At 71.5% G+C, this 25,258-nt stretch carries 17 protein-coding genes, 1 pseudogene and 1 CRISPR repeat array; of the genes and pseudogenes, 14 read left to right on the top strand and 4 right to left on the bottom strand.

The genetic code is table 11. The features are described from left to right. From ABZW32_RS09835 to ABZW32_RS09815, 5 genes and pseudogenes are all read left to right on the top strand, one after another. Positions 1-1,141, top strand: a pseudogene (locus tag ABZW32_RS09835) (hypothetical protein); the annotation flags it as partial. 27 nt (positions 1,142-1,168) lie between these two features. Beyond that, positions 1,169-1,354 (top strand): hypothetical protein, encoded by a 186-nt coding sequence (locus ABZW32_RS09830; RefSeq protein WP_356213689.1) that lies wholly within the window; start codon positions 1,169-1,171, stop codon positions 1,352-1,354. A 111-nt stretch (positions 1,355-1,465) separates the two neighbouring features. Then, positions 1,466-1,666: a hypothetical protein gene (locus ABZW32_RS09825; RefSeq protein ID WP_356213687.1), complete on the top strand. Its 201-nt coding sequence runs from the start codon at positions 1,466-1,468 to the stop codon at positions 1,664-1,666. Between the two features lie 51 nt (positions 1,667-1,717). Then, positions 1,718-1,945, top strand: a complete 228-nt coding sequence (locus ABZW32_RS09820; protein ID WP_356213685.1) for a hypothetical protein — start codon at positions 1,718-1,720, stop codon at positions 1,943-1,945. Positions 1,946-2,046: 101 nt separating this feature from the next. Continuing rightward, positions 2,047-3,354 (top strand): hemopexin repeat-containing protein, encoded by a 1,308-nt coding sequence (locus ABZW32_RS09815; RefSeq protein WP_356213684.1) that lies wholly within the window; start codon positions 2,047-2,049, stop codon positions 3,352-3,354. A gap of 392 nt (positions 3,355-3,746) precedes the next feature. Then, positions 3,747-3,960: direct repeats of the CRISPR family, unit length 29 nt; unit sequence CTGCTCCCCGCACCCGCGGGGATGACCCC. A 538-nt stretch (positions 3,961-4,498) separates the two neighbouring features. Here ABZW32_RS09815 and ABZW32_RS09810 read toward each other — a convergent pair. The 3 genes from ABZW32_RS09810 to ABZW32_RS09800 all read right to left on the bottom strand — a co-directional run bounded on the left by ABZW32_RS09810 (position 4,499) and on the right by ABZW32_RS09800 (position 11,808). Next, complete coding sequence (locus ABZW32_RS09810; RefSeq protein ID WP_356213682.1) at positions 4,499-4,915, bottom strand: XRE family transcriptional regulator; 417 nt, start codon at positions 4,913-4,915, stop codon at positions 4,499-4,501. 733 nt (positions 4,916-5,648) lie between these two features. After that, positions 5,649-6,356 carry an RES domain-containing protein gene (locus ABZW32_RS09805; RefSeq protein ID WP_356213680.1) on the bottom strand — a complete coding sequence of 236 codons (708 nt, stop codon included), beginning with the start codon at positions 6,354-6,356 and terminating at the stop codon, positions 5,649-5,651. Between the two features lie 478 nt (positions 6,357-6,834). Further along, entirely contained in the window at positions 6,835-11,808 is a 4,974-nt protein-coding gene (locus ABZW32_RS09800) for a hypothetical protein (protein ID WP_356213678.1), read from the bottom strand. A gap of 20 nt (positions 11,809-11,828) precedes the next feature. Here ABZW32_RS09800 and ABZW32_RS09795 point away from each other — a divergent pair, with 20 nt between their 5' ends. From ABZW32_RS09795 to cas2e, 8 genes are all read left to right on the top strand, one after another. Beyond that, entirely contained in the window at positions 11,829-13,370 is a 1,542-nt protein-coding gene (locus ABZW32_RS09795; protein ID WP_356213676.1) for a hypothetical protein, read from the top strand. Between the two features lie 452 nt (positions 13,371-13,822). Next, complete coding sequence (gene casA, locus ABZW32_RS09790) at positions 13,823-18,238, top strand: type I-E CRISPR-associated protein Cse1/CasA (RefSeq protein WP_356213674.1); 4,416 nt, start codon at positions 13,823-13,825, stop codon at positions 18,236-18,238. After that, positions 18,235-18,993, top strand: a complete 759-nt coding sequence (gene casB / locus ABZW32_RS09785) for a type I-E CRISPR-associated protein Cse2/CasB (RefSeq protein WP_356213672.1) — start codon at positions 18,235-18,237, stop codon at positions 18,991-18,993. The genes casA and casB overlap by 4 nt, the downstream gene beginning before the upstream one ends. Then, a complete protein-coding gene (gene cas7e / locus ABZW32_RS09780; protein ID WP_356213670.1) occupies positions 18,990-20,228 on the top strand; it encodes a type I-E CRISPR-associated protein Cas7/Cse4/CasC in 1,239 nt (412 codons plus the stop codon). Before casB ends, cas7e begins: the two co-directional genes overlap by 4 nt. After that, positions 20,225-21,016: a type I-E CRISPR-associated protein Cas5/CasD gene (gene cas5e / locus ABZW32_RS09775; RefSeq protein ID WP_356213668.1), complete on the top strand. Its 792-nt coding sequence runs from the start codon at positions 20,225-20,227 to the stop codon at positions 21,014-21,016. The genes cas7e and cas5e overlap by 4 nt, the downstream gene beginning before the upstream one ends. Continuing rightward, on the top strand, positions 21,007-21,711 hold the full coding sequence (gene cas6e / locus ABZW32_RS09770) for a type I-E CRISPR-associated protein Cas6/Cse3/CasE (protein WP_356213666.1): 705 nt from the start codon (positions 21,007-21,009) through the stop codon (positions 21,709-21,711). Before cas5e ends, cas6e begins: the two co-directional genes overlap by 10 nt. A gap of 3 nt (positions 21,712-21,714) precedes the next feature. Continuing rightward, positions 21,715-22,665: a type I-E CRISPR-associated endonuclease Cas1e gene (gene cas1e / locus ABZW32_RS09765; protein ID WP_356213664.1), complete on the top strand. Its 951-nt coding sequence runs from the start codon at positions 21,715-21,717 to the stop codon at positions 22,663-22,665. Next, positions 22,662-23,006, top strand: coding sequence for a type I-E CRISPR-associated endoribonuclease Cas2e (gene cas2e, locus ABZW32_RS09760; RefSeq protein WP_356213662.1), 345 nt, complete (start codon positions 22,662-22,664; stop codon positions 23,004-23,006). The genes cas1e and cas2e overlap by 4 nt, the downstream gene beginning before the upstream one ends. A 186-nt stretch (positions 23,007-23,192) precedes the next feature. Here the strand turns inward: cas2e and ABZW32_RS09755 are convergent, their stop codons facing one another. Continuing rightward, positions 23,193-23,906: a peptidoglycan-binding domain-containing protein gene (locus ABZW32_RS09755; RefSeq protein WP_356213660.1), complete on the bottom strand. Its 714-nt coding sequence runs from the start codon at positions 23,904-23,906 to the stop codon at positions 23,193-23,195. 236 nt (positions 23,907-24,142) lie between these two features. Here ABZW32_RS09755 and ABZW32_RS09750 point away from each other — a divergent pair, with 236 nt between their 5' ends. Further along, the gene (locus tag ABZW32_RS09750; RefSeq protein ID WP_356213658.1) at positions 24,143-25,159 is read left to right on the top strand and encodes a hypothetical protein; all 1,017 of its coding nucleotides are present in this window, start codon (positions 24,143-24,145) and stop codon (positions 25,157-25,159) included. Positions 25,160-25,258: the final 99 nt, after the last annotated feature.

Below are 25,258 nucleotides of genomic sequence, written 5' to 3'. Positions count from 1 at the left end.
GGTGGCCGGCTGCTTCTGCTGCTGGAGCCATTTGCCGACGTTGTCGCCGTCGAACGCCTGCGGCGGCGACACCGACTGTGCCTGCGGGGGCGCCGGACCCGGTGCCGCCCGCCCCCTCGTCTACGCCATCGGCACCATCGGCTTCGACTACGAGACCGAGGCCCGCCGGGACAGCTTCCGCCAGCAGATGCCGTACGTCACCGTGACGATCGACGGCGAGGATGTCGAGCAGCAGCCGGACCCGTACAGCCCCAGGCAGCTACGGTCCTACCTGGCCTCCGCCCCCTGGGCCTCCGACAAGGTCACCTGGACGCTGACCCTCGACGGCGCACCCGTGTACGCCCTGGAGGCCGAGGCGCCGGTGGGCATGGACTGGAGCGAACCCATCGTCTCCCCGGAGGACGCCCAGCGGGCCCGGCAGGCCGCCACGCACCTGGAGAGGAACGAGGCCTCGACGCTCTCGGACCTGATCCACCAACTCGCCAGTCCGCCCGTGTCCACCGTGTACCGGGTGTTCCGGGACGCCATCGTGGGCCAGGCGCTCGACCCGGAGAAGGAAGAGGAGCGGGCCGGCTACGTCTCGCGCGTGTCGGTGCCCGGGATCCTCACCCACCGCACGAAGCGACTCTTCAACGGCCAGCTCGTGCCCGTGGTCGAGGTGAAGAGCCGGGGCCTCTACACCTGGAACGAGAGCGCGCTCGTCGACTCCGTCTTCGACAGCGTCATGCGGGACGCGAAGATCAAACACGTCTCCGCCACCCACGAGAACGAGATCCGTCTGACGATCCGCTCCTTCCTCGACAAGATCTACTACCAGTTCCGCAACCTCGGCCAGACCTCGGCCGACCGGGCGCTGAACTACGCGGGGACCAACGCGTTCCTGATCGGGGGCCAGATTGTCCAGGGAATCCTGTCCGCGGGCCAGATACCCGGATCGAAGGGCGGCCTGTACTCGCTCGACACGATCACCGTCACCAAGAGCCCGTACTGCCGCGTCGGCTCGGACTGCCAGGACGTCGTCGTGACCCTCTTCGACCCGGAAGACGACCGCAGAGCCCGGCTCTCGTACCTCTTCACCATCGACGTGAGCGACGAGCTGCCGGTCAGCCTCGCTCCGGTCCACACGTTCCTCAACAGCTGACCACGAGGAACAGGGAGGAGAACAGCCATGGACACCAGACACAACAGACCGGGAGGACTCCCTCCCCAAGTCCGGGCCGTCCGCCGCGACGACGCCACGGCAGAGGCGGACGCCCGCCGACAGGGCGTCGCGGCCGCCGCGTCGGGCTGCGCCAACCTCACCGGCATGGCCCGGCAGATGTGCTACGCGGGCCGGCACGGTATCAGGGTCTGACCCCTGTCGGGATCACCCCCTGAGGACACCGGCCCCTCCCGAGGAAACAGAGGAAACAGAGGAAACAGAGGAAACAGAGGAACAGAGAGAACACGAGGAAAGGACAACGTGATGTTCGACGAAACCACCCAAGAGGACACCGGCGCCACGCGCTGGTCCCCTGCCGGACAGCTGCGGCTGCAGCTTCCCCAGCAGTCTCCGCCCGTCCGCCGCGGCCGTCGCCCCGAGGGGTACGCCGCCACCTCCGGCGCCGAGGCCAACGGCCTGCTCAGCAAGATCGGTCAGGGTCTGGACGACCTGTGGCCGTTCTGAGCCGGCTCCGATGACCGGCCGACGACGCCATCGGACACCTGAGGAGGCATCATGCGACTCGACCTGCCGATCCAGGCACCGGCCGTGAACCGCAGGGTCCACTACCTGCCGTACCGCGTCGTCTTCACCGACCCTGAGGACCCCACCACCAAGGTCGACATGCAGCCGCTCGGCGAGTACGGATCCCTCCCCGGGGACCCGCGGGCCCTGCTGCACGACTACGGGCGCGGCTGGCACTGCGTGCCCACCGTCGGCTGCCGGTGGACCGGACCCGTCTGACCGTGTGAGGGAAGGCAGGGGAAACACGGGAATCCAGGAAGGAAGGTGGACGGGCCGCCGCCCTGCCGGCGGCCCGCCCCCGCGTGGAAGGAGCCGAGACCATGGCGAACCTGCGGACTGCGATCTCCTGGTCGAACGACAAGACGTACCTCTTCTACGACGACGACACGTACGACCGGTACGACTGCGTCGCCGGTCTCCGGGAGGACTCCGGCCTCGGCATCGACCGGTGGGAGGGGCTCCCCGGCTCGCCCGACGCCTTCGTCTGGTGGGGGGCGGGCAAGGCGTTCGCCTTCACCGGCGGCGACTACCGGCGGTACGACGACCCCTCCGACCGGGTCGACCCCGGCTACCCGCTCGCGATCGGCCCGCAGTGGCCCGGACTCCCCACCGGCGGGGGCGGCGGCCCCGACTGGCGTACCGGCATCGACGCGGCCGTGAACTGGGGGAACGGCAAGCTGTACCTCTTCAAGGGCGACTCGTACGTGCGGTACGACATCACCGCGGACCGGGTCGACCCCGGTTTCCCCGTCCGGATCGCGGACCGCTGGACCGGGGTCTTCCCCGCGAACCTCGACGCCGTGGCGTACCCGGGCGGGCGGTACGCGTACTTCTTCCGGGGCGGGCAGTACCAGCGCTTCGACCTGGACGCCGACCAGGTGGACGCGAGCGGCCCCCTCGACGCCGCCTTCCGGCTCGCTCCCACCCCCTCCGGGGCGGTGGCCCCGGCCCGCCTGCTCACCCTCACCCAGGCGAACCGGCTGATGGCCGACCTGATCCGGCGGGGTCAACTCACCCTGAAGAGCCCGGTGTTCGTGGACGGCCCGACCGGCATCGTGTCGCCGACGCCCACGCAGCGCGTCGTGGTGAGCCCGCCGTCGTTCGGCGGCATCCGCTACACGAACCAGATCGCCCCGACGTCCACGGTCATCGACAACCTCGACCAGTGCATGCTGATCGCGCTGTACCGCCTCACCCGCTGGATCAACTCCTCGTCTCCGGACGTCACCGAACTCCTCCACCTGGGCATCGGGCACGGCGGGCCCAACCCGAAGGACTGCCACAACCAGGGCCGCGCGCTCGACCTCTCGGGCATCGTGGGGGAGCTGGACGGGGTCACCTTCACCCGTCTGGTGCAACGGGACTGGGGCGACCTGCCGCGCACCCCCGGAAAGTTCCGCATCGATCCCGCGACGGACCCCCTCGCGTACGGGCTGTTCTCGACCGCGTTCCGCTGCGCCACGTTCGAGTGCGAGGCCACCGCCATCGGCCCGGCCAACAAGTGGCCCATGCCCGAGATCGGCGGCTCCGGCTTCGTGATCTACCCGGACTACACCGGCCCCGCGACGCTGGTCAACGCCCACCAGAACCACATCCACATGCAGATCGGCGTCACGATCCTGCCCTGAGCCGCACCACGGGCCCGGACGGCACCCCCCTCTGCGCCTGATCCCGAAGCCGAAGCCGAAGCCGACGCCGGATCCCCGCCTCGTCCCGGCCCGGACACCGCGGAGCAAGCACCCCACCGATACCACCAGGTCTCCGTGGCGGCAGCAGCTGCCGTGGGCCGGGGGAAGGGGCCTCACCCTTGAACACCGGCGACGCGAGCGCCGAACCCGTGACCACCTCGGGCCGCACGGTCGCGCACCCCGGAGACCACCGCTGATCCCCCCTCTCGATCCCGCGGAATCCAGCCCGAGCGAAGTCCTCTATCCGGAAACGGCAGGTTCAGCGCATTTGCCGGATCCGGCGAAACTGCTCAGAAACAGCCCGAGGCCCGAGTAAAGTGCCAGCTCAGAAACCCTGCTCCCCGCACCCGCGGGGATGACCCCCACCCCCGCGTGGTCGCCCGCCGCACCATGGACTGCTCCCCGCACCCGCGGGGATGACCCCACCCACGGTCACCCTGGTCGGCACATTCCCCTCTGCTCCCCGCACCCGCGGGGATGACCCCACCCGCACGTGGACGTTCCCGCCCCTCTCGCACTGCTCCCCGCACCCGCGGGGATGACCCCGAGATGTCCAGCGCCCCGGCCGCGACGATGTCCGGACGTACCGACTCTCCCAGCATCCAGGGCCGGCACCCCCGCGGATGGCCGCACGGGTCAGCCGGTCTCCCGGAGTGGGGCTGGTAGTTGCCCCGTGTCGTGAAGGCCCCTCGCAACGCGGTCAACAGCCGCTGCCACTCGTCCCGTCGCGTCGCCCGCGCACTCGCCTCCACCGTGGCGTCGCTCGCGTCGGCCAGTGCCAGCAGTTCCCGTCCCACGCGGAGAGCCTCTGCCCGATCCCGCGTGCGCAGTACCGGGTACGCCCATTCAGCACACATGCCAGGAAGTCCGCCCGGCCGCCAGGTGCGTTGTCAAGGGAGGGCGCCACCTCGAAGGGTGGTTCGGGCCGGGTGGTACGTACCCGCCGATCGCCCGGTGCACCGGTCATGTCACGCCCTGCCGGTGGTGCTGCGGCGCTGACGGGAGGCCTTCGTGCCGACACGGCACCCCCTACGGACCCAAGCCCCGGTGCCGAGCCACGCCAGCACACGCGTGGGGCGTGGGGTCAGCCGCCGTCCACGTAGGCGCGGGCCGCCACCATGACGTCGCGCATGCGGCCGTCGGCGATGCACTGGGCCGGTGCTTCGTCCTCCAGCTGCGGGTTCATGCCGATCATCCAGGCGCGCGCCGTGTAGAGGCTCTCGGCGTCCTGGATGAGTTGGAAGACCTGGAGGGCGGCGCGCAGGCGTTCCTCGGATTCGTGCCGGGGGGTGGTGTCGCCCGATGCCCACTTGCCGACCTGCTTGGGGTCGCTGATGTTGGCGATGCGCGCGGTCAGCCGCTGCCCCAGGTTGTCCTGGAGGAACCGGGCGATCTCGCTGATGTGCATGCGCACGGTGGCGATGTGGGCCCGTTCGGCACTCACGGCGCTCTTGGCGGCGGAGGTGGCGGCGGGGGCGGGCGTGGTGGTGTGTGAAGGCATGGTCAGGTCTCCCTCGTTGCCCTGACTGCGCGCCCGCGCGGTGGCGGGTCGCGTGTTCAGGCGACGGGTGTCGGGTGCGCGCAGGACCTGGCTGTCGCGTGCTGCTGCGATGGCAGACGGAGGGGACGCTCGGTCTCGGCGAGCTGTGAACGCTTCGTGAGGTGCTTCCGACCCGCCGGGAAGCGTGACCAGTGACGGGTGGGGTGGGCCGGGCCGGCTAGCGGCGGGCGGCGGGGTTCAGCATCGATGTATTCCGGTCCGCGGGGATCCGGCGCATGGATGACTGGAGAGTGCTGGGAGTGCGGCGGCGCCTGTGGTGCTGGGTGGTGCCGCGATGTGCAGCGCGAAACCCGAACCTAAGCACGTACGGACGATGTTGCCGGTGGTGCTCATGAGATCCCCCACACGTTCCAAGTCGGTCGATGTACTTGTCAGGTTACCCATTATCACCCGTCAACTCCACCTCTTAGGCAGAATCCAGCGGGTTCTCGACGGAGCCTCAACTGCTGTGTTTCAGGCCGGACTTAGCTTCTGACCTGCATTGATGTTATCGATTGGGGGAGGGGGAGGAGGGTGAGTGGGTGTGGGGAGTGAGTCGTTTTCCTCCTTTTGGACGACAGAGATGTGGTGGTTTTCCGGCGGGTTTCCGGGTGGGTTTTCGGGTGGGGAAGTAGGGGGGAGGTGGAGGGGGGAGGTGGAGGGGGCTGAGTCGTGGCGGTTCGGGCGGGGCCGGTCACAGCATGGTGAGGCCGTACTCGTCGGCCACCCGCCGCAGTGCCTCCGCCTCGGGGAAGACCAGACTGGACTCCTCCTGCTTCAGTGCCACGTCGCTGAAGACGGCCCAGCACTGGCGCATGCCGAAGCGGGAGCGGTAGGCGATGCCGTGGACGAGGCGTTCCTGCTCCGAGGGGCCGGTGCGCTGGGTGATGGCCCAGGCCGAGATCAGCCGGGTGATCCGGCGGTTGAAGCCCTGGATGTGTTCCGTGGTGAGCAGGTCGACGCCCTGCTCCGCCAGTTTGTCCTCCAGCTCGTGGGAGAGCGTCTTGAGGGTCCGTTCGTCGTCCACGTCGAGGAAGCGGGCCTCCTTGGGCGGCTGCAGACGGACCAGGGTGTGGCGCGTGGTCCAGTCGCGGGGCATCTTGCCGGGGCCCATGTAGTACGGCTCCTGCCAGTCGTCCGCGATGACCTCCCGCATGGCGGGGCTCACGCGGAAGGGGGCTAAGGCCTCGGCGAAGCAGCCGTCGTGTTCGGAGGCGCAGTAGAGGGTGCCGTAGCTGACCAGGCTCCAGCGGTTGCCGCCCGTCCGGTCGGAGTCCTCCTGGCTGATCTTCTCGTACGTGACCGGATTCTTGGACTTCCCCAGCCGCCAGATGCCGCGTTCCGGTGCGGGGATGAGGCTGACGTCCGGCTGTGCGGTGTCCGTGTCGGTGTCCCGGCTCATGGGGCCGTACTCCTTGCTCCGGCCGCCTCCGCGGGATGCGGGGCACGGGCCGGTGATGCTCGTGGGCTCGTGCGGCGGGCGGGCCGGCGGGGCGGTCCGCCCGCCGGGGGAGCCGGTCTTGTGACGGTGTGGTGCTCGTGAGGGTGGGGCTCGTGAGGGGAGCTCATGAGGGGCACATGAGCGGCGTGGCCATCGGTCACCGGTCAGGGTCTTCGGTCAGTGGTCTTCGGTCAGCGCGAGGTGTGGGGCGCCTTCGGTGCGGCGTACTGATCGGTGACACATGCCGAACGATCATTTTCATGCTCGGGTGCGATCGAAGCGACCGGGTTACCCGGGTCAACGGGGGGCGCACGAAGGAACACGGGGGCGCACACGGTCCTGCGCACAAGCCTGCACACGCGTCTGAGTACGGGCCTGCGTACGGGTCTGAGCGCGGGTCTGCGTACGGGCCTGCGCACGGGGCCCGCGCACGGCGTGATCAGCTTCCGTCCGTCCGGCACCGGGCGAGGTCGATCTCCACGGCGGCGGCGCCCCCGTCCCCGGTGAAGGAGAGCACGACGCGCCCGCCGCCCGCCGCCGCCGGATGGGCGGCGATGCCGCGGACCGGGCTGCCGGTGGCGAGCAGCAGACGGCACTGCCCGGTGGCGGCGTCCCAGACGCGGATGGTTCCGTCGGCCGCGCCCGCGGCGGCGAAGCTGCCGTGGCCCTCCGCGTTCCACAGGGCCAGGGCGTGTACGGCCGCCGACGTGTGGCCGGTCAGCGGTTCGCCCAGCGGGCGGCGCTCCGCCAGGTCCCAGAGCCGTACCGTGCCGGTGTCCCCGGCGCTGGCCAGATACGGCGGAAGGCCGCCGAGCGGGCAGGGGTCGAGGGCGACGGCGTGCAGGACGCCCTGGTCACAGCGCAGGGGCCCGCCCAGCGGGCCGAGTTCCGCGTCCCACAGCCGTACGGTGCCGTCGGAGCTCGCGGAGGCGAACCAGTCCCCGCCCCGCCCGCACGAAGCGGCAGCCACCGCCCGGATCCGCAGGCCGTGACCGGTCCACGTGCGCAGCGGCGGGCCCGGATCGTCCAGGTCCCACAGCCGGACCGTTTCGTCGTCGCCGCCGCTCAGGAGCAGGTGGCGGCCGTCGGCGGTGGTGCAGGCGGCGAGGGCGCGGACGGGCAGGAAGTGCCCTTCGAGGACGTCGGGCAGGAAGCGGCGGGTGCCCGCGTCCCACAACCGGATGCCGTAGCCCTCGCCTCCGGACGACCCGGAGGCCGACCCGGAGGCCGACCCGGAGGCCGACCCGGAAGCCGGCCCGGAGGCCGACACCAGGACGCGGCCGCCCTCCCGGCGGTGGGCCCAGACCAGGGCGGACGGCGGCCGGCCGGTGTCGATCCGGGCGACCGCGTCCCCCGTGCCGATGTCACGTACGTCGACGTACGGGGCGCCTTCGCCGCCGAGTGCGAACCAGGAACGGCCGCGCGGGTCCCCCGGCTCCGCCGACAGCAGTGCCCCGCTCGTCGGCACGGGTTCGGCAGGCGTACCCGCGCCGGCCAGCGCGCGCTCCAGGACCTCTGGGTTCCACAGCCTCAGCGTGCCGTCACTGGAGGCGGAGGCAAGAATTCCGGATTCCGGGGAGGCGACGGGGCTGAGCGCCGTCACAGCGGAGGCGTGCCCGCTCAGCAGCCCCGGAGCCGCCAGGCCGGCGGTGTCCCACGCGGAGACGTCCCAGACGGCGATGCCCCGGCCCGTTCCGGCCGCGAGCAGGTGGCGCTCGCCGAGGACGAGGCCGGCCAGGCAGCTCACCGGCCCGTCGGCGCCGGTGAGGGTCGCGCGCAGTCCGTCGGTGCCCCAGACGCCGACGCTCCCGTCCGCGTGGCCGGCCGCGACCGTCCCGGGCCGCGTGGTGGGAGCCAGTACCCTTACCGCCCCCGGGAGGTCGAACGCCGCCACCTCCACCCCGGCCCCGGTGTCCCGGAACGTCAGGGACGCCCCGTCGGCGATGGCCAGCAGCGGCCGGCCGGGCGGATCCTCCAGCGGCGCCAGCGCGGTGGCACTCGTACGCGGCGTGTCCCCCGGAAGGGTCAGCAGCTCCTGCGGCCCCATCCGCTCGTTCCACCAGACCACCTCCCCGTCCCCGTTGACGCTGACCACCGCGAGCTCGTGCCCGCCGTCGCGGTACGCGCACACGTCGGCGATCCAGATCCCGCCGGGCCGGTGCACCTGATCGACGAGCCCGCCGCCGGCCGGGTCCCACAGGCGTACGGTTCCGTCCGTACTCCCGGACACGAGCAGCGGGGACTGGGCGGGGCGCTGCGCGAGGAGCAGGTGGTGTACGGCGCCCTCGTGCCCGCGGATCCGTTCGCGGAGGGCCGTCCCCTCGACCGCGTCGATCAGTTCGATTCCGCCGTCGTCGTCGCCCACGGCGAGAACGGCGCGCCCGTCGGGGGCCGTCACCGCCGTCAGGGAGCGCACCGTGGTTCCGAGGGTGGCCAGGACGTTGACGGGCGGCGTCCAACGGGACCACAGCACGGCCAGCGGCCCGGGGGGCGGGGCGGCCGTGCCCGTGCCCGTGTCCTCGGGCGTGCGCGGGCGTGCCGTTCCGGGGAAGCGCAGCGCCGTGTGGGCCAGATGCAGGCTGGCCAGGCGTGAGGGGTGGTCGGCGCGGTGCAGGTAGGGCTCCACCGCGGCCCACGCCTCCAGCCAGAGCCGGCCCTCCCGCCCCCGGCCGGGGCCCAGCAGACCGCGCACGGGGCTGCCGGTCAGCCACGGGAGGACCTCGGCCGGCACGTGCGCGTCGTCCAGGACCCCGCCCAGGCGGGCGTGACGCGCGAGGTACCGGCGTACGTAGGGATGCGGGGCGGTGTCCGGGGGGCCGACGACGCCTTCCGCGCCGGCAGCGGCGGCTGCGGCTGCGGTGTGTTCGGTGGCGCGGGTCTGGGGCGCGGCCAGCTCGGCGAGCGCCCGCGTGATCCGGGCGTGAACATCGGCGTCGGCGGCGTCGTCGGCGTACGAGGCCCCGTACGCGCTCCTGTACGCGTCCTCGTACGGGCCGCCCCCATACGTGTCCCCCGCCGCGCGGCTGGTGTCCGTGGCACCGGTCCCCGTAACCTCGTCGCCCCCACCGGCCCCACCGCCCCCACCGAACCCACCAACCACGGCCCCATCGGCCTTATCGGCCTTATCGGCAGGCTCATCCTGACCATCCGTCATTCCCATCCCCCCACCAGGCGCCGCCCCGCCCACGGGCAGGGCGCGCAGCACGGCGGCCAGCCGCTCGTGCGCCGGCCGGTACACCCGCTGATCCTCTTCCACATCACGGGTGAGATACCCCGCCAGGCGCCCTTCCAGCAGAATCCCGATCTTGTCGTCGGCGTCCTCGACGGCCCTCCCGAGCACCGCGGACGCCACAGCGGGCCACACCTCCCCCCACGCGATCCCCCGCCCCAGCGCGAACGCCGACGCCCGCAGCAGGGCCAGCGCCTCGTCGGCCGCGAGGCCGTCCTCCGCCGACCTCGCCAGATCGGCCTCCAGGAGCCCGGCCGTGCCCTCGCCCAGCCGGGCGAGCCAGCCCGGGTCGGCCAGCAGCCGCGGCCCCGCCGTGCGCAGCTGCCCCGCCGCCACTCGGGCGTCGAGGAAGGACCGCCCCGCCGCCCCGGCCACCGTCCGCGACACCTCCGTCAGGTCGTGCCCCGCCCAAGGCGCCTCCCCGTCCAACAGGGCCCGTACATACCCCTCGACGTCCTTGCCCATGTCCGCGTCGTCGGTACGCAGCACGGCCGCCCCGCGGAACGCGTCCCGCAGCCGGTCCAGGAGGTCCGGGCCGCTCGCCGCGGCGCCGCCGCCACCCTCGCTGCCCCCCTCGCCACCGCCGCCCGGGTCGCTGCTGCGGACGGCCACGACCAGCCGGACCCCGCGCACCACGGGCGGCGGAAGGCCGCCGGAACAGGCCCGGCCCCCATCCGGCACCGCGGGCGCGGGCGCGGGCACAGGCAATGGCACAGGCACAGCCACAGCCGCAGGAACGCCGCCGCCTACCGACAGATGGCCGGCCAGCGGTACCAGGACCTGGTGCAGCGCCGCCGCCGGGTCGGTCGCCTCGTCCAGGGAGTCGACGACGATCGTGACCACGGGACCGGGCGAAGCCAGGAACCCCCGCAGCCCCAACTGCCAGCGGCTCAGCTGGTCCCTGCCCGAGGGGTCCGGGCCGACCCCCAGCTTCTTCGCGATGGCCCGCAGCAGCCCCAGTGCCTCCCGGCCGCGCGCGGTGACCGCGATGGTCACCGCGCCCTCGCCCGGAACGGTCTCCGGTGGACAGTGGCCGACGGCGGCCGCGAACAGGGCGGACCCGCGGAACTTCGCGTCGCTCAAGGTCACCGCGCGGCCCAGGATCGCCGACTTCCCGCTCGCGGTGATGCCGGTGACCAACAGGATTCCCGGCGGGCCCGTCAGGAAGGAGACCACCGAGGCGTTCAGCCGCCTGCGGCCCGAGAAGTACCAGCCCGGGTCGTCGGCTCCGGTGCGCCCGCTGGCCTTCTCCACCCAGTAGCCCAGGTCCTCCGGGGTCGCCGCCACCTCCTGCCGGCTCTCCTCCACCGCGGCCCGCTCGGGCCGGTACCCCGGGTTCGGCAGGGCCGGGGTCGGGACGTGGAGCTTGCCCATGACCACACGGCAGTCGACGGACAGGCTCCGGCCGAGCTCCGCGCCGATCGTCTGCCCCGCCTGGTACAGGGCCCGGCTGAACTCCGACATCGTCAGGTACGGGCGCGTGATCCCTCCGGCCGTACGCAGCCACTCGTGGGCCGCACGCAGCACGAGCGCGAACTCCCGGCCCATCACCCGCGTCTTGGACGCTGCCGTGACCAGCACGTTGAGCGTGCCGTACGTGGTGCGCGCGGTGTCCAGGTCCCGGGAGAGGTCCAGCAGCTCGCCCGCCAGGTCGGCGGATTCGCACATGTTCACGACCACCAGGACGTCCCGCGCGTGCGAGTCGAGCGCGGCGATCACGATCTCCGTCGTCCGCAGCCCCGTCGCCAGCAGCCGGCCGGGGTCGGTGTCCCGCAGGACCGCGAAGTGCTTGGCCGCGGAAGAGGCGACCCCGTGGCCCGTCACGTACAGCACCACCGGAACGTCCGGCTCCGCCTCCCGGATCCCCGACGTCGTCAGGAAGCACTCCACGTCATGACGGCTCGTCACCGGCTGCGAGGGCGCCACCTTCACGAAACCGGGCCCGTCCGGAGGGGGCTTCTCCCACCAGAGGGCCACCGCCTCCAGCTGCGCCCCGAAGGCCTGGCGCAGTGCCTCCGTCCCGTCCTCCATCGGCAGGACGAACAGGGTGCCCGTACGCGGCTCCGCCTCCACGGCGGCGCGGACCGCCGGCGCCGGCACCTTCCCGGCGACGGCCCGCGCCCCTGCCGCCGGCGTCGCCCCTGCCGGACCGGCTAAGCCGATCTCGCCCCGCTCCCCGTCCACGGTCCCTATTCTTCACTGCCATGAACGACCACCCGCACCGCACCACCGCCACCACCACGACCACCACCGCGACCACCACCGCGACCGCCACCACCGCACAGCACCCGCAGGAAGCCGGGGAGTTACCCGACCACGTCACCCAGGACGCAGTCGTCGTCGTACCCGGCATCATGGGCAGCACCCTGCGCGACACGACCACCGGCAAGGACCTCTGGGGTATCGGCGGCATCTCCTGGCTGCTGAAGGCCTGGACCACGCCCTCGGGCCTGAAATCCCTGGCCATGACCGAGGACGAACTGGCGGGCAAGACCGGCCGCATCGAGGCCACCGGTCTCCTGAAGCACTCCGCGTGGACCCCGTACCTCGCGGGCAGCGAGCCGTACGCCGACCTGGTCGAAACCGTCCGCTCCAGCGTCGCCCACCCCGCCGCGATCCTGGAGTTCGCCTACGACTGGCGCCTGCCCGTCGCCACTAACGGGCGCCTCCTGGCCGACGCCGCGCGCCGCCACCTGACCGACTGGCGCCTGCACCCCGCCCACACCCTGGCCCGACGCCACCGCACCGACCAGCGCGAGGGCCGGCTCGTCTTCGTCGCCCACTCGATGGGCGGCCTCGTCACCCGCGCGGCACTCGACCCCGCCCACGACGGCGACCTGCACACCGACACCCGGGGCGTCATCACCCTCGGCACTCCCTTCCAGGGCTCGGTCAAGGCGGCGGTCATCCTCGCCACCGGCCGCGGCGCCCCCGTACCGCTGCCGCACCGCAAACTCCGCGCCCTCTGCGCCACCATGCCCGGCCTCCACGACCTGCTGCCGCAGTACCGCAGCCTGCGCGCGGGGGACGACGTACGCCACCTCACCCCCGGCGACGTCACGGCCATCGGCGGCAACGCGGAGCTGGCGCGCGACGCGGCCCGCTTCCACCACCGCCAGAAGGACATCGGCCTGCCCGGCCACCGCTCCGTAGTCGGCGTCAACCAGCCCACCTGGCAGAACCTCACCATCACCGGCGGCGAGCTGCAGGCCCACTACGACGGAGCCCGCCAGAACTCCGACGGCACCTTCATCCGCGACCGGAACGACCGCATCCGGTACTTCCGGGTCCACGGCGACGGCACCGTGTACAAGGAGTCGGCCATCCTCACCGACGCCGTCACCCACCTGCCCCTCCAGCACGGCGACGTCGCCAAGGCGCCGACCGCCCTCGACGCCATCACCGAGATCCTGCGCGACGACATCCACCCCGGGCCGCCCCAGGGCGAGGCGGGCTGCGGCCTGAACGCACCCGACCTCGTCGAGGCGGGCCGGCCGTGGAAGATCCACCTCAGCGACGTCGACTCCCTCCCGGGCCTGACCTGCCACCTCACCGACCTCGCCGACCCCGGCCGTCCCGTGGCACAGCTCACCCTGACCTGGGAGGACGGCGCAGCGGTGGCAACGGCATCGGCACCGTCCCCGGGCCTGTACCGCATCGAGGTCCGCACCCCGGACGGCTTCGACATCACCCAACTGGTCCTGGCCACCGAACCGGACCAGCCCCTGGCCGAAGCGGAGGCGTAACCGCACCGGGCCCCGCCGCCACCGACCGGCGCCGGAACCCACGGGCACCCCGCGGCACCCCGCCACCGCCCCCGGGCCGCGGGGCGACCGTGCACAGCCGACAGCAGCCCCTCCGGGAGGCCAAAGCCCTCGCGGACAAAGTCCGGACGCCCCTGCCCGATCAAGGCCGTCGCCGCCTCGTCACCCACACGGGTGAATGTGGCGGAACAGGGTTCGAGGCTCGGCTGAGTCGTTGACCATGGGCGGGCTCCCTGTTGCTCGCGGGTGAGCGACAGGGAGCCCGCTCGCTCGGCGGGAACAGCCGTACGCCTATCGCCGGTCATCGCAGTCCTGGGGGAATCCGGATGCACCACGCCGCGCCGCACTGGAGTGCGGGGCTGACGCCGGCAGCCCGAACCGTGTGGGCCAAGCACGATCGACCAGCTGCGAAATGGCTCCAGTTGTGGAGGCACATGGCCGACTCCGCCGCGATGGCGGAGCGGCTCTGGGACGAGTGGGTTCCGCACAACGTGCGCGCGCTCGTCGCGCAGAGCCTTCCCGGAGGGGAGGAGGACGCCAGGTCGCTCGCCGTGTGGCTGGCTGCGGTCCACGACATCGGCAAGGCCACGCCCGCCTTCGCGTGCCAGGTCGACCTCCTCGCCAACAGCATGCGCGAGGCGGGGCTGGACATGCCGACGGCACAGCAGTTCGGGGACGAGCGCAAGCGCGCCCCGCACGGTCTGGCCGGCCAGGTCATCCTGGAGGAGTGGCTGGAGGAGCGGCACGGCTGGTCCCCGCGCGCGGCCATGGCCTTCGCGGGCGCCGTCGGCGGTCACCACGGTGTGCCCCCCGGGCACGAAGCCTTCCCCTACCTGCACCAGCACACCGAGCTGCTCCGGACGCCCGGACCCAGCGAACGGCTCTGGCACGGCGTCCAGACGGAGTTGCTCGACGCATGCGGTGCGGCGTACGGCGTCGAGGACCGCCTGCCGCACTGGCGGGCCGTCAAATTGCCGCAGACCGTGCAGGTCGTGCTCGGTGCCCTGGTGATCCTGGCGGACTGGATCGCCAGCAATTCGGACCTCTTCCTGCTCACCCCCGAGGACGAACCACGTAGCGATGCGGAGCGCATCGAATCCGCCTGGCGCGGCATCGAGCTGCCCCCGCCCTGGTCCCCCGCCGCCGTGACGGAGACTGCCGGCGAGCTCTTCGCGGCCCGGTTCGCGCTCTCGGAGCCCCGCCCTCTGCAGGTCGAGGCCGTGCGCCTCGCGCGCGCGACCGAGTCACCGGGGCTGATGATCATCGAGGCGCCGATGGGGGAGGGGAAGACGGAGGCCGCACTCGCCGTTGCCGAGATCTTCGCCTCCCGCACCCGGGCCGGCGGATGCTTCGTCGCCCTGCCCACCCGGGCCACGGCCAACGCCATGTACGGACGCCTGCGCCGCTGGCTCGGCAACCTTCCCGGGGACGAGGTACGCACCGTCTCCCTGGCGCACTCCAAAGCGTTCCTCAACGACGACTTCGCCCGGGACATGCGCGCAGGCGCCCGTACGATCGCCGCCGTCGACCTCGACGGGGCGGCCGAGTCCGTCCGCTCCGAACGCACCGGCCAACGCGTCGCCGCGTCCGAACTCGTTGCGCACCAATGGCTGCGGGGCCGCAAGAAGGGCATGCTGGCACCCTTCGTCGTAGGCACCATCGACCAGTTGCTCTTCGCAGGGCTCAAGAGCAGGCATCTGGCCCTGAGGCATCTGGCCCTGGCCGGCAAGGTCGTCGTCATCGACGAGGTCCATGCCTATGACGCCTACATGAACGAGTACCTCGAGCGGGTCCTGTCCTGGCTCGGCGCGTACAAGGTGCCCGTCGTCATGCTGTCGGCGACCCTGCCCGCCGGCCGTCGTCAGGCGCTGGCCCGGGCCTACGCCGATGCGGCCGACGGACGGAAGGAACTGGCGGAGTCCGAGAGCTACCCGCTGATCAGCGTGGTGTCCGAGGGCCAGGATACGATCACCGCCAGTCCTGCCGCAGCGGCCGACCGGCGTGTCGAGATCCGGCTGGAGGAGCTGGACGACGGGCTCGCAGCCCTCGCGGACCGCCTGGAGAGCGAACTGGCCGACGGCGGCTGCGCGCTGGTGATCCGCAACACCGTCGACCGTGTGCTGACCGCGGCCGAAGTCCTGCGGGAGCGGTTCGGGCCGGACGCGGTCACCGTGGCGCATTCCCGCTTCGTGGACCTGGACCGGGCGCGCAAGGACGAGGGTCTCGTGGCCGGGTTCGGCCCGTCCGGCAGGCGTCCTTCAGGGCCTCACATCGTCGTCGCCAGCCAGGTCGCGGAGCAGTCGCTCGACATCGACTTCGATCTCCTGGTCACCGACCTCGCCCCCGTCGACCTGGTCCTGCAACGCATGGGGCGGCTGCACCGCCATCGTCGTGGCGAAGGCCGGTCACAACGGCCGGCGGGACTGCGCGTTCCCCGGTGCCTGATCACCGGCGTCGACTGGTCGGCGGAGATGCCGACCCCCGTGGCCGGTTCCGCTGCCGTGTACGGGAGCCACGCCCTGATGCGCGCCCTGGCCGTCCTGCGCCCGCACCTGGGCTCTTCGGTGGTCCTGCCCGACCACATCAGCCCGCTCGTGCAGAGCGCGTACGGACAGTCCACTCCGCGGGTACCCGACAGCTGGGCCGAGGCCATGGCCGACGCGCTCGCCGCGCACGAGCAGGCCATGGCCGTGCAGCGGCGGCGGGCCCACACGTTCCGGATCGACGAGGTCCGCAAGCCGGGGCGCTCTCTCGTCGGGTGGATCGACGCCGGGGTCGGTGATGCCGACGACAGCAGGTCGGGCCGCGCCCAGGTCAGGGATGGCGAGGAGTCCCTCGAAGTGCTGGTCGTTCAGCGCCGGGACGACGGTACGTACGCCACGCTGCCCTGGCTGGACCACGGACTCGGGGGCCTGGGCCTCCCCGTCGATGCCGTACCACCGCCCCGCGCGGCGCGAGCGGTCGCCGCGAGCGCGCTGCGGCTCCCGTACCACTTCTGCACACCGTGGCTCATCGACCGCGTGATCGGCGAGCTGGAGCAGTTCTGTCCCGAGGCGTGGCAGGCCAAGGAGAGCCACACGTTGGCCGGGGAGCTGTTCCTGGTTCTCGACGAGGACTGCCGGACCCGCCTGGCAGGCTTCGGGCTCCGCTACACCAAGACCGACGGCCTGGAGGTCACTCCGGCCGGCGCCGACGACGTGAGGTTGGTGAAGGGCGTGCCGGGGTTCGACCTCGTCTCCCGTCCATGGCTGCCCGTCCAGTTATGTGACGGAACAGCTGCGGAGCTCTCCTTGAAGGAGGTCTTCGCGCGCGCCGCCGACATCCGGCGGCTCGTGGGCGACGTACCCACCCAGGAGTTCGCGCTGATGCGCCTCCTGCTGGCGATCCTCCACGACGCCGTGGGCGGCCCCGAGGACATCGACGCGTGGCAGGAGCTCAGCGAGCGCGCGCAGCCGTTGTCCGCAGTCGCCCCGTACCTCGATCGTCACCGCGAGCGGTTCGACCTCCTCCATCCCACCCAACCGTTCTTCCAGGTCGCCGACCTGCGGACACAGAAGGACGAGGTGGCTTCCCTCAACCGCATCGTGGCCGACGTCCCCAACGGCGACCCCTTCTTCACGATGCGCCGGCCCGGCGTCGAAAGGCTCCCCTTCGCCGAGGCGGCCCGCTGGCTCGTCCACGCCCACGCCTTCGACACGTCCGGGATCAAGTCCGGCGCCGTGGGTGACCCACGGGTCAAGGGCGGCAAGGGCTACCCTCAGGGCGTCGGGTGGGCCGGAAACCTCGGGGGAGTGTTCGCCGAGGGAGACGACCTCCGGGAAACCCTCCTCCTCAACCTCGTCGCCCGCGACGCCTACGGCCTCACCATCGACAAGGACGACCGGCCCGCCTGGCGCCGCGAGCAGTGCGGCCCCCAGGTGCAGAGCGACCTGACATCCAGGCCGACGGGCCCCCGCGACCTGTACACGTGGCAGTCCCGCCGCATCCGCCTTCACCACGACGGCCAGGCCGTGCACGGCGTGGTGCTGTGCTACGGGGATCCCCTGCCGGCCCCCGACGCCCACCGGCGTGAACCCATGAGTGGGTGGCGCCGCAGCATCCCACAGGAGAAGAAGCTCGGACGGCCCCTGGTCTACATGCCGCGCGGGCACGATCCCGCCCGTTCGGCCTGGCGCAGTCTCGATGCCCTGCTCACGTCCCACACGGAAGAGCAGGGCACGCAGAGGGGCGAGCCCGCGAGGCACCTCCGGGCCGGAGTGCTGAAGTGGATCGCCGAACTCACCCACGAGCGCCTGCTCCCTCGGAACCAGCTCATTCGCCCCCGGCTGATCAGTGCCGTGTACGGCACGCAGCAGTCGGTCGTCGACGAGATCGTCGACGACGGGTTCGCCATGTCCGTGGTGCTGCTGCACGAGCGCGATCAGAAGCACGCGCTGGAGGCGATCGGAGCGGTCGAGGACAGCTCGAAGGCCGTCAATGCCCTGGGCGATCTCGCGGCCGATCTGGCCAGGACGGCCGGACGGCTCACCGAAGCGCCGAGTGAGACCGCGCGTGATCTCGGCTTCGGCCTGCTCGACGGCCCCTACCGGCAGTGGATCGTCACCCTTGACGGTTCCGGGGACCCCTCCGCGGCCCGTGCTGCCTGGCAGCGGACGGCGTACCGGATCGTGCGCAACGCCGCATTCGACCTCTTGGCCGACGCCGACGAGACGGGATGGCTGGACAACGCGAAGTCCGAACGGTTCTTCCACGCAAGGCTCCGCAAGGCACTCCCCTTCCGCCACGCCACCCATGCCGGCACAGCCGCACCAGGGGATGAGACCGATCACAGCAAGGAGCCGGCGGTATGACCCAGTCCACGCCGCACGTCCCGGAGCCAATGCCGGAGCCGAGCCCGGAGCCGACGCCGCGCCCGAGGCCCGCCCGCGCCACTGCGACGGCCGGGGAACCAGGACCGCTGCGCCGGTCCGTGGCCCAGCACATCAAGATCCTCCAGGACGGCTACGCACGGGACGGTTCCCAGGCCGTCCAGGCTCTCGCGCGCCTCCGCAGGGGAATCGGCCGTCAGGCGAACGAGTTGCCCGAGCTCTGGGGAATCGTGGGGATCGAGGGGTTCTACGCCGCTCAGCCCGACGGTCGCCACCCGAGCGAGTACGAAGCCCTGCGGGCCGAACGGGCGACGCACGTCGCCATGACCCTCTGGGCCCTGCACCAGCAGTCCAACCGTGCCCGCGCCATGCACGTGGGGGACGGGACCTCGCTGGGGGCCGCCGTGCGGCGCCTGATGAGCGGCTCCGACCGTGATGAGGCGATCCACAAGCGGCTCGTACGTGCGGGGACCGCCACGTCCTTCGACGTCCTCGCCCACCGGCTGCGTGAGCTGGTCGTGCTCCTGCGCAAGGCCGAGATCCCGCTCGACTACGGACTGCTCGCCGAGCAACTGGACGAGTGGCAGAAGCCCGGCGGCCCCCGGGTCGTGCGCCAGGCATGGGGACGCAGCTTCCACGCGTACCGCCCTGCGGTCGTCGGCGGCCAACAGGACGGCGACTCGCGAGAAGAGACCGACAACGGCATCACCGAGTACGAGATGAAGGACCAGACATGAGCCGCACCATCCTCGACGTGCACGTCCTCCAGACCGTTCCGCCGAGCAACATCAACAGGGACGACACGGGCGCGCCCAAGAGCGCCGTCTACGGTGGGGTACGCCGTTCCCGCGTGTCCAGCCAGGCGTGGAAGAAGGCCACCCGCAAGGCCTTCGAGGACCTGCTGGATCCCGCGGAACTGGGGGTGCGGACGAAGAAGGTGGTCGAGGCCCTCACCCGTCGCATCACGGCTCGCGAGGAGTCGCTGACGGCGGAAGCGGTCTGGCCGATGGCGGCAGAGATCATCACCGCCGCCACGGGAGCCAGGATGGAGGTTCCCTCGCGCGGATCCGCGGCCAAGGGCAAGGGCAAGGCCACCGGCGACAGCAAAGGCGACGCGGAGGACGCGCCGACGGAGCCCCAGGCCCCGCAGTCCTCCTACCTGCTCTTCCTCAGCGCACGTCAACTCGACGGCCTCGCGGACCTGGCCGTCGAGGGCCTGGCGAAGAAGGCGGAGCCCAAGGTGTTCGTCAAGGAGCCCGGTCTGAAGGCCCGCGCCAAGCAGATCGCGTCCACCCGTCACTCCGTCGACATCGCGCTCTTCGGCCGCATGGTCGCCGACACCACCGACATCAACGTGGACGCCGCGGCCCAGGTCGCACACGCCCTCAGCGTGCACCCGGTGGACCTGGAAACGGACTACTTCACGGCCGTCGACGACCAGAACGGCGACGCCGAAACCGGTGCGGGAATGATCGGCACCGTCGACTTCAACTCGGCCACCCTCTACCGCTACGCGGCCGTCGACATCGACCTGTTGACCGAGAACCTGGTTGCCGGCCTCACGGAGGGCGGACTCGGCGGCGCACCGGTCCGACGGGCGGTGGAAGCCTTCATCGAAGGCTTCGCCCTGTCGATGCCCACCGGCAAGCTCAACACCTTCGGCAACAACACCCTGCCGGACGCGGTGATCGTCAAACTCCGCTCTGCGCGCCCGATCAGTTTCGTAGGCGCCTTCGAGAACCCCGTCGCCCAGGACACGGCCGACGGGCATGTCCGCGCCGCCTGCGAGGCACTGGCAGAGCACATCCCCTCAGTAGAGGACGCCTTCGGTGCCACGGCCGACCGCACCTGGGTCGTGCGCGTCGGCAAGCAGACACAGGGCCTCGCCGATCTGGGTGACGAGGTCAACCTGAGGGACCTCGTCACCCAGGTCGGACAGGCCGTGGAGGGCCGACTGGAGAAGCGTGGATGAGCACCCTCGTCCTACGCCTGGCCGGACCCCTGCAGTCGTGGGGATCCTCGGCCCGCTTCGCCCGCCGCACCACCGAGACGGCTCCCACGAAGAGCGGCGTCATCGGCCTGCTCGCCGCCGCACTGGGCCGGGAGCGCACGGCCGACCTGTCCGACCTCGCGTCCCTGACCTTCGCCGTCCGGATCGACCAGGCCGGTACGCGGCTGCGTGACTTCCAGACCGCCCGCCATGCCGTCACAGACAAGGCCATGCCCGTATCGGAACGCTTCTATCTGGCCGACGCCGTCTTCGTGGCGGCGCTGGCCGGGGAGGACCCGCTCATCCGTTCGCTCCACGAAGCGCTGCGGGCTCCCGCATACCTCCCCTATCTCGGCCGACGCTCCTGCCCACCGCAAGGCCCGGTCGATCTGGGGACGAGGAGCGGGCACGACGCGGAAGCCGTCCTGCGAAACGAAGCGTGGCAGGCGGCCGAGTGGCATCAAGAACGCCACCGCTGGAAGGCCTTCGTCACGCTTACCCTCCTGACCGAATCGGTCGGCGACGGGCCACCGGGCAGCGCCGTACGGGATCAACCGCTCAGCTTCTCCCCGGCACACCGCCGCTACGCGCTGCGCCATGTCGTCTCGACTTCCGTCGACGTCCCCAACCCCCACCACCGGCCGGCTGCCGGACCGGAGCGCGAGTCCGGCCCCGTAACCGGCCCCGTACCCGTGCCCCGTCACACGCCCGAAGCCCTGCTCACCCCGTTGCCTCCGCAGTCCCCGTTGGACGGTCACCGATGTTCCTGACCCGGTTCCGCATCAATACCGCGCGGCTCGGAGCCCGTCGCCTGCTCTCCTCGCCGCAGCCGATGCACGCCGCGGTGATGTCGTCCTTCGCCGGGGTACTGCCCGGCGACGGCGACACCTCACGCGTCCTGTGGCGCCTGGACCGCAACTCCCGCGCCGAGGTGCTGCTCTTCATCGTCAGCGAGGAGCGCCCCGATCTCACCCACCTCGTGGAGCAGGCCGGGTGGCCCACCACCGCCTCCTGGCAGACCTACGAGTACAAGGCCTTCCTCGACGGGCTCACCGCCGGCAGCACGTGGGCCTTCCGCCTCACCGCGAACCCCGTACACAACGTGCGCCGTACGCCCGGCGAACCCCTCAAGCGGACTGCGCACCGCACCCCTCGGCACCAGATGGGGTGGCTGCTCACCCATCAGCAGAACGCCGGCTTCCGAATCCTGGAAACGCCCGCGGAGCGACGTCGGCTCGCGCAGGGCGACGAACACCAGCTGACCGTCCGTGACGAGCAACGCCACCAATTCGGCAAGACGGAGAGGGGGACGGGCAAGCCCAACCGGGTGCCGCTCGTGACGGTCACCTTCGACGGCCGTCTGGAAGTCACCGATCCCGTCGCCCTGCGCCGCACCCTCACGCTGGGGCTCGGCAAGGCGAAAGCGTACGGCTGCGGCCTGATGACACTCGCCCAGGCCGGGTGAACGATGGCCACGGTGGCACAACGCCGGGCATCGTCCCCGCGCGACCTGACACGCGTCGCCGAACGCATCTCCTTCATCTACCTGGAGCGGTGCGTCGTCCACCGTGACGCCAACGCCATCACGGCCGAGGACGCCGACGGCACCACCCACATCCCCTCCGCCACCATCGGCACACTGCTCCTGGGTCCCGGCACGCGCATCACCCACCAGGCCATGAGTGTCCTCGCCGACAGTGGTGCGGCGGTGGCCTGGGTCGGCGAGCAGGGCGTGCGCTACTACGCGGGCGGACGTGCGCTGAACCGCTCCTCGGCCCTCGTGGAAGCCCAGGCCACCCGCTGGGCCAACCGCCGCACCCGGCTGGAGGTCGCTCGCGCCATGTACCGACTGAGGTTCCCCGACGAGGACCCCTCGGGAATGAACCGACAGGAGTTGCTCGGCCACGAAGGCCGTCGCCTCAGGGATTGCTACCGCAGGCAGGCCGAGCGCACCGGCGTTCCCTGGCACGGCCGGCACTACGTGCCAGGCGACTTCGACGCCGGCGACGCCCCCAACCGGGCGGTGACGGCCGCAGCCCAGTGCATGTACGGAGTCGCCCACGCGGTCGTGGCCGCACTGGGCTGCGCCACCGGCCTCGGCTTCGTCCACTCGGGACATGAACTGTCGTTCGTGCTGGATGTGGCCGACCTGTACAAGACGGAGATCGGCATTCCCGTTGCCTTCGACGTGGCAGCCGACGGTGAGGAGGACATCGGTTCCCGCACACGCCGCGCACTCAGGGACCGGATCAACAAGACCCGCCTGCTCGACCGGTGCGTGGACGACATCAAGATGCTGCTGCTGCCCGCAGGGCGGGTAGCTGAGGCGTCCGAAGCGGAGGACGTCGTGACGCTCCGGTCGGACCGGGAAGTGACGGTGCCTGCCGGACGGAATTACTCCGACGAGGTGACCTGGTGACGGTCATCGTCCTCACCCAGTGCCCGGCGGGCCTCAGGGGGTTCCTGACCCGCTGGCTCCTCGAAATCTCTCCGGGGGTCTTCATCGGCGGACCGTCGGCGCGCATCAGGGCGGCGCTGTGGGAGGAGGTGAAGCAGTACGCCGGGAACGGACGTGCTCTTCTCGCGTACAACACGGACAACGAACAAGGCTTCGCGTTCGAGACCCACGACCACAAGTGGCACCCGGTCGACCGGGAGGGCGTCACCCTGATCCACCGCCCCGGCGACCGAGCCACACCGATGCCACCACCCACCCAAGGCTGGAGCAAGGCTGCCAAACGCCGACGGTTCGGACGGTGAAAACGTTCCCCGGAACAGGACGGTTCTCGGAGCGGCGGGCAAGGACTCGGAAGCGGGGCCCGACCGGCGCGTCGCGGCCGCTGGTTCACGTGCTGTCGTCCCGCCCGCCCGCCGTGTCGGGCCGGTGCGCCGGGTGCTACAGGCTGCGATAGCCGTCCCGGCGCACCGTGCGCCGCGGGTCAGGAGTCAGCCGAGGTAGGTGATGTCCCAGTGCTCACCACGTCGGCCGTGGAGCTCCAGGACGTACTCGGCGTTGCGGCCGGTCCACCGCGGATCCTTGTTCTTGCCGCGTGGCTTGCCGGGGGCCATGTGGTTCCGGATGAAGCTGTTGAGGCAGGCGTTCGGCCGGATGTCGATCTTGTAGCCGTGCTCGTGGGTACGCGGGCCCGACGTCCTGTGCGGGTACTTCTCGGCCGCGCCGGTGATGACGAAGTCGCACCTGCTGCGCTGCTTGAGGTCGAGGACGAGGTTGAGCGTCCCTTCACGCACCCCCTGGAAGCTCGTGCACCCTCGCTTGTACTTGTCGATGCAGTGCCCGGAGGAGCTGAAGGGGATATCGGCCGCCTTCAGCCGGGCGACGGCCTGGGAGTGGGTGAGTTCGCGGCTGGGGGATCCGCCGGGACGCGCGGACGGGGCGGCGCTAAGGGCCTGCCGGGTCTTCTGGCCGGCCGCTCCGTCGGCCGTCAGGCGGTGCTCGTCCTGGAAGTCCTTGACCGCGGTGGTCGTGGTGGGGCCGAAGGCGCCGTCGACGACGACCGGTTGACCGTGCTCGGCGAGCCGGTCCCCGGACTTGACCGTGTCCTCGGCGCTCGCGTTCGTGGTGCCGGCGACGGACAGTCCGATCACGCCGGCGAGGGCCACCGACAGGACCACGCGGGTCGTACGCTTGTTCTGCTTCATGGGACTCGCTTCCTCAAGGGCAGGGCCGTGCGCGGGCATGGCGGGCAGCCCGGGCAGCAGGGTGGGGTGTGCCGGCGACCGCCGACGGACCAAACGATGTCACTGCCGGTGCGGCGGCCGATAGGCTGACGCCGTCCCACATGTCCCAACCCGTCGGCCCTTGTCCCACAAGGCATCTGACCAGCAGTTATGTGGATGCTCCCGGGACAGGTGGGACGACGGCCGAGAGGAGGCCGATGACCGGCAGCAGGCGCGCGAGGAACCAGTCCCTCCCGGTACCCCCTCCGCCCGAAGCCTTGGAGTGGCTCCATTTGCTGGCGGAGGCCAGAGACGAACTGCAACTCCAGGCCAGGACACTCGAACCGGCGCTGAGGGCCCAGTACGGCAGGGCCGGCGTCGCGAAGAGCACGTGGCAGCGGATCCTCGCCGGTGAGTACCTGCCGTCGCGGGAGGTGTTCGGTCAACTCGTCAGCTACCGGAAGTTCGACGGGCCTTGCCGGGAGCGGCTGCTGGCTGCCTGGGAGGAGGCGTGGTCCGGATTGGAGCGGCTCGAAGCCGAGAGCAGGGCGACGAAGGAGGGCCCGGCGGCAGACCCTCCTGCGACGGAGCACGGCGGCGTCAACGCCGCAGCGAGCCCCGCGCCGCCGCACCGCTCCTGGCGGCAGGGGAGGCGGGCGTTCGCGATCGTCGGGGTGCTGGCGATCATCTGTGTGTCCGTGCTCGTCGGACGCTACCTGCCCGGGTCCGGGCAGTCGGCATCGTCCGGCTCCGAGTCGCCCCGCGACACCGTGGCCGGTAAGCCGATAGGGGTTACGACGGCCGGTCCGGCCGGCCCCACGGGCTCGACCGAGCTGGGCGGGAACCACAAGTGCGGGCGCATCCGCTACCTCAACGGCCTCGCGTGGACACCCTGCACCCGAGCGGACGACGACATGCTGGGCTTCGCCCTTCGCCTGACCAACACCGGCCCGCGGCCCGTCACCGTCAGAGCCAAACTCGCCTACGTCCAGACGGCCGTGCCCCATGACTGCCCGGGGCCCTGGGGAACCGGGCTGGAAGTCACCATCGGACCGGGTGAGTCGCTGGTGAGCCCACCGGGGGAGTGCGGCACGGCCAAGCTGGCGGCCACGGTGTTCCAGGCGAAGGCATGGGTGATTGCCCCCGACGAGGAATCCTGGGGATACCGCGAGATGTCGGTCAGCGCACACGTCCAGAGCGACGGCCGCAAGGTGATCTGGGCGGACGAGGCGTAGACCGTGCGGCAAAGCCGGCTTCGCGCCCGTGTGGGGACTTCCTGCCCTACCTCTTGGGCTGTATATGGGCGAATTGCCGGATTCGGTGAAACTGCTGAG

Origin of the sequence: Streptomyces sp. NPDC004667 (assembly GCF_040609475.1) — a bacterium.
In the GTDB taxonomy this organism is placed as follows: Bacteria; Actinomycetota; Actinomycetes; order Streptomycetales; family Streptomycetaceae; genus Streptomyces.
This window is presented reverse-complemented; position numbering and strand designations above follow the sequence as displayed.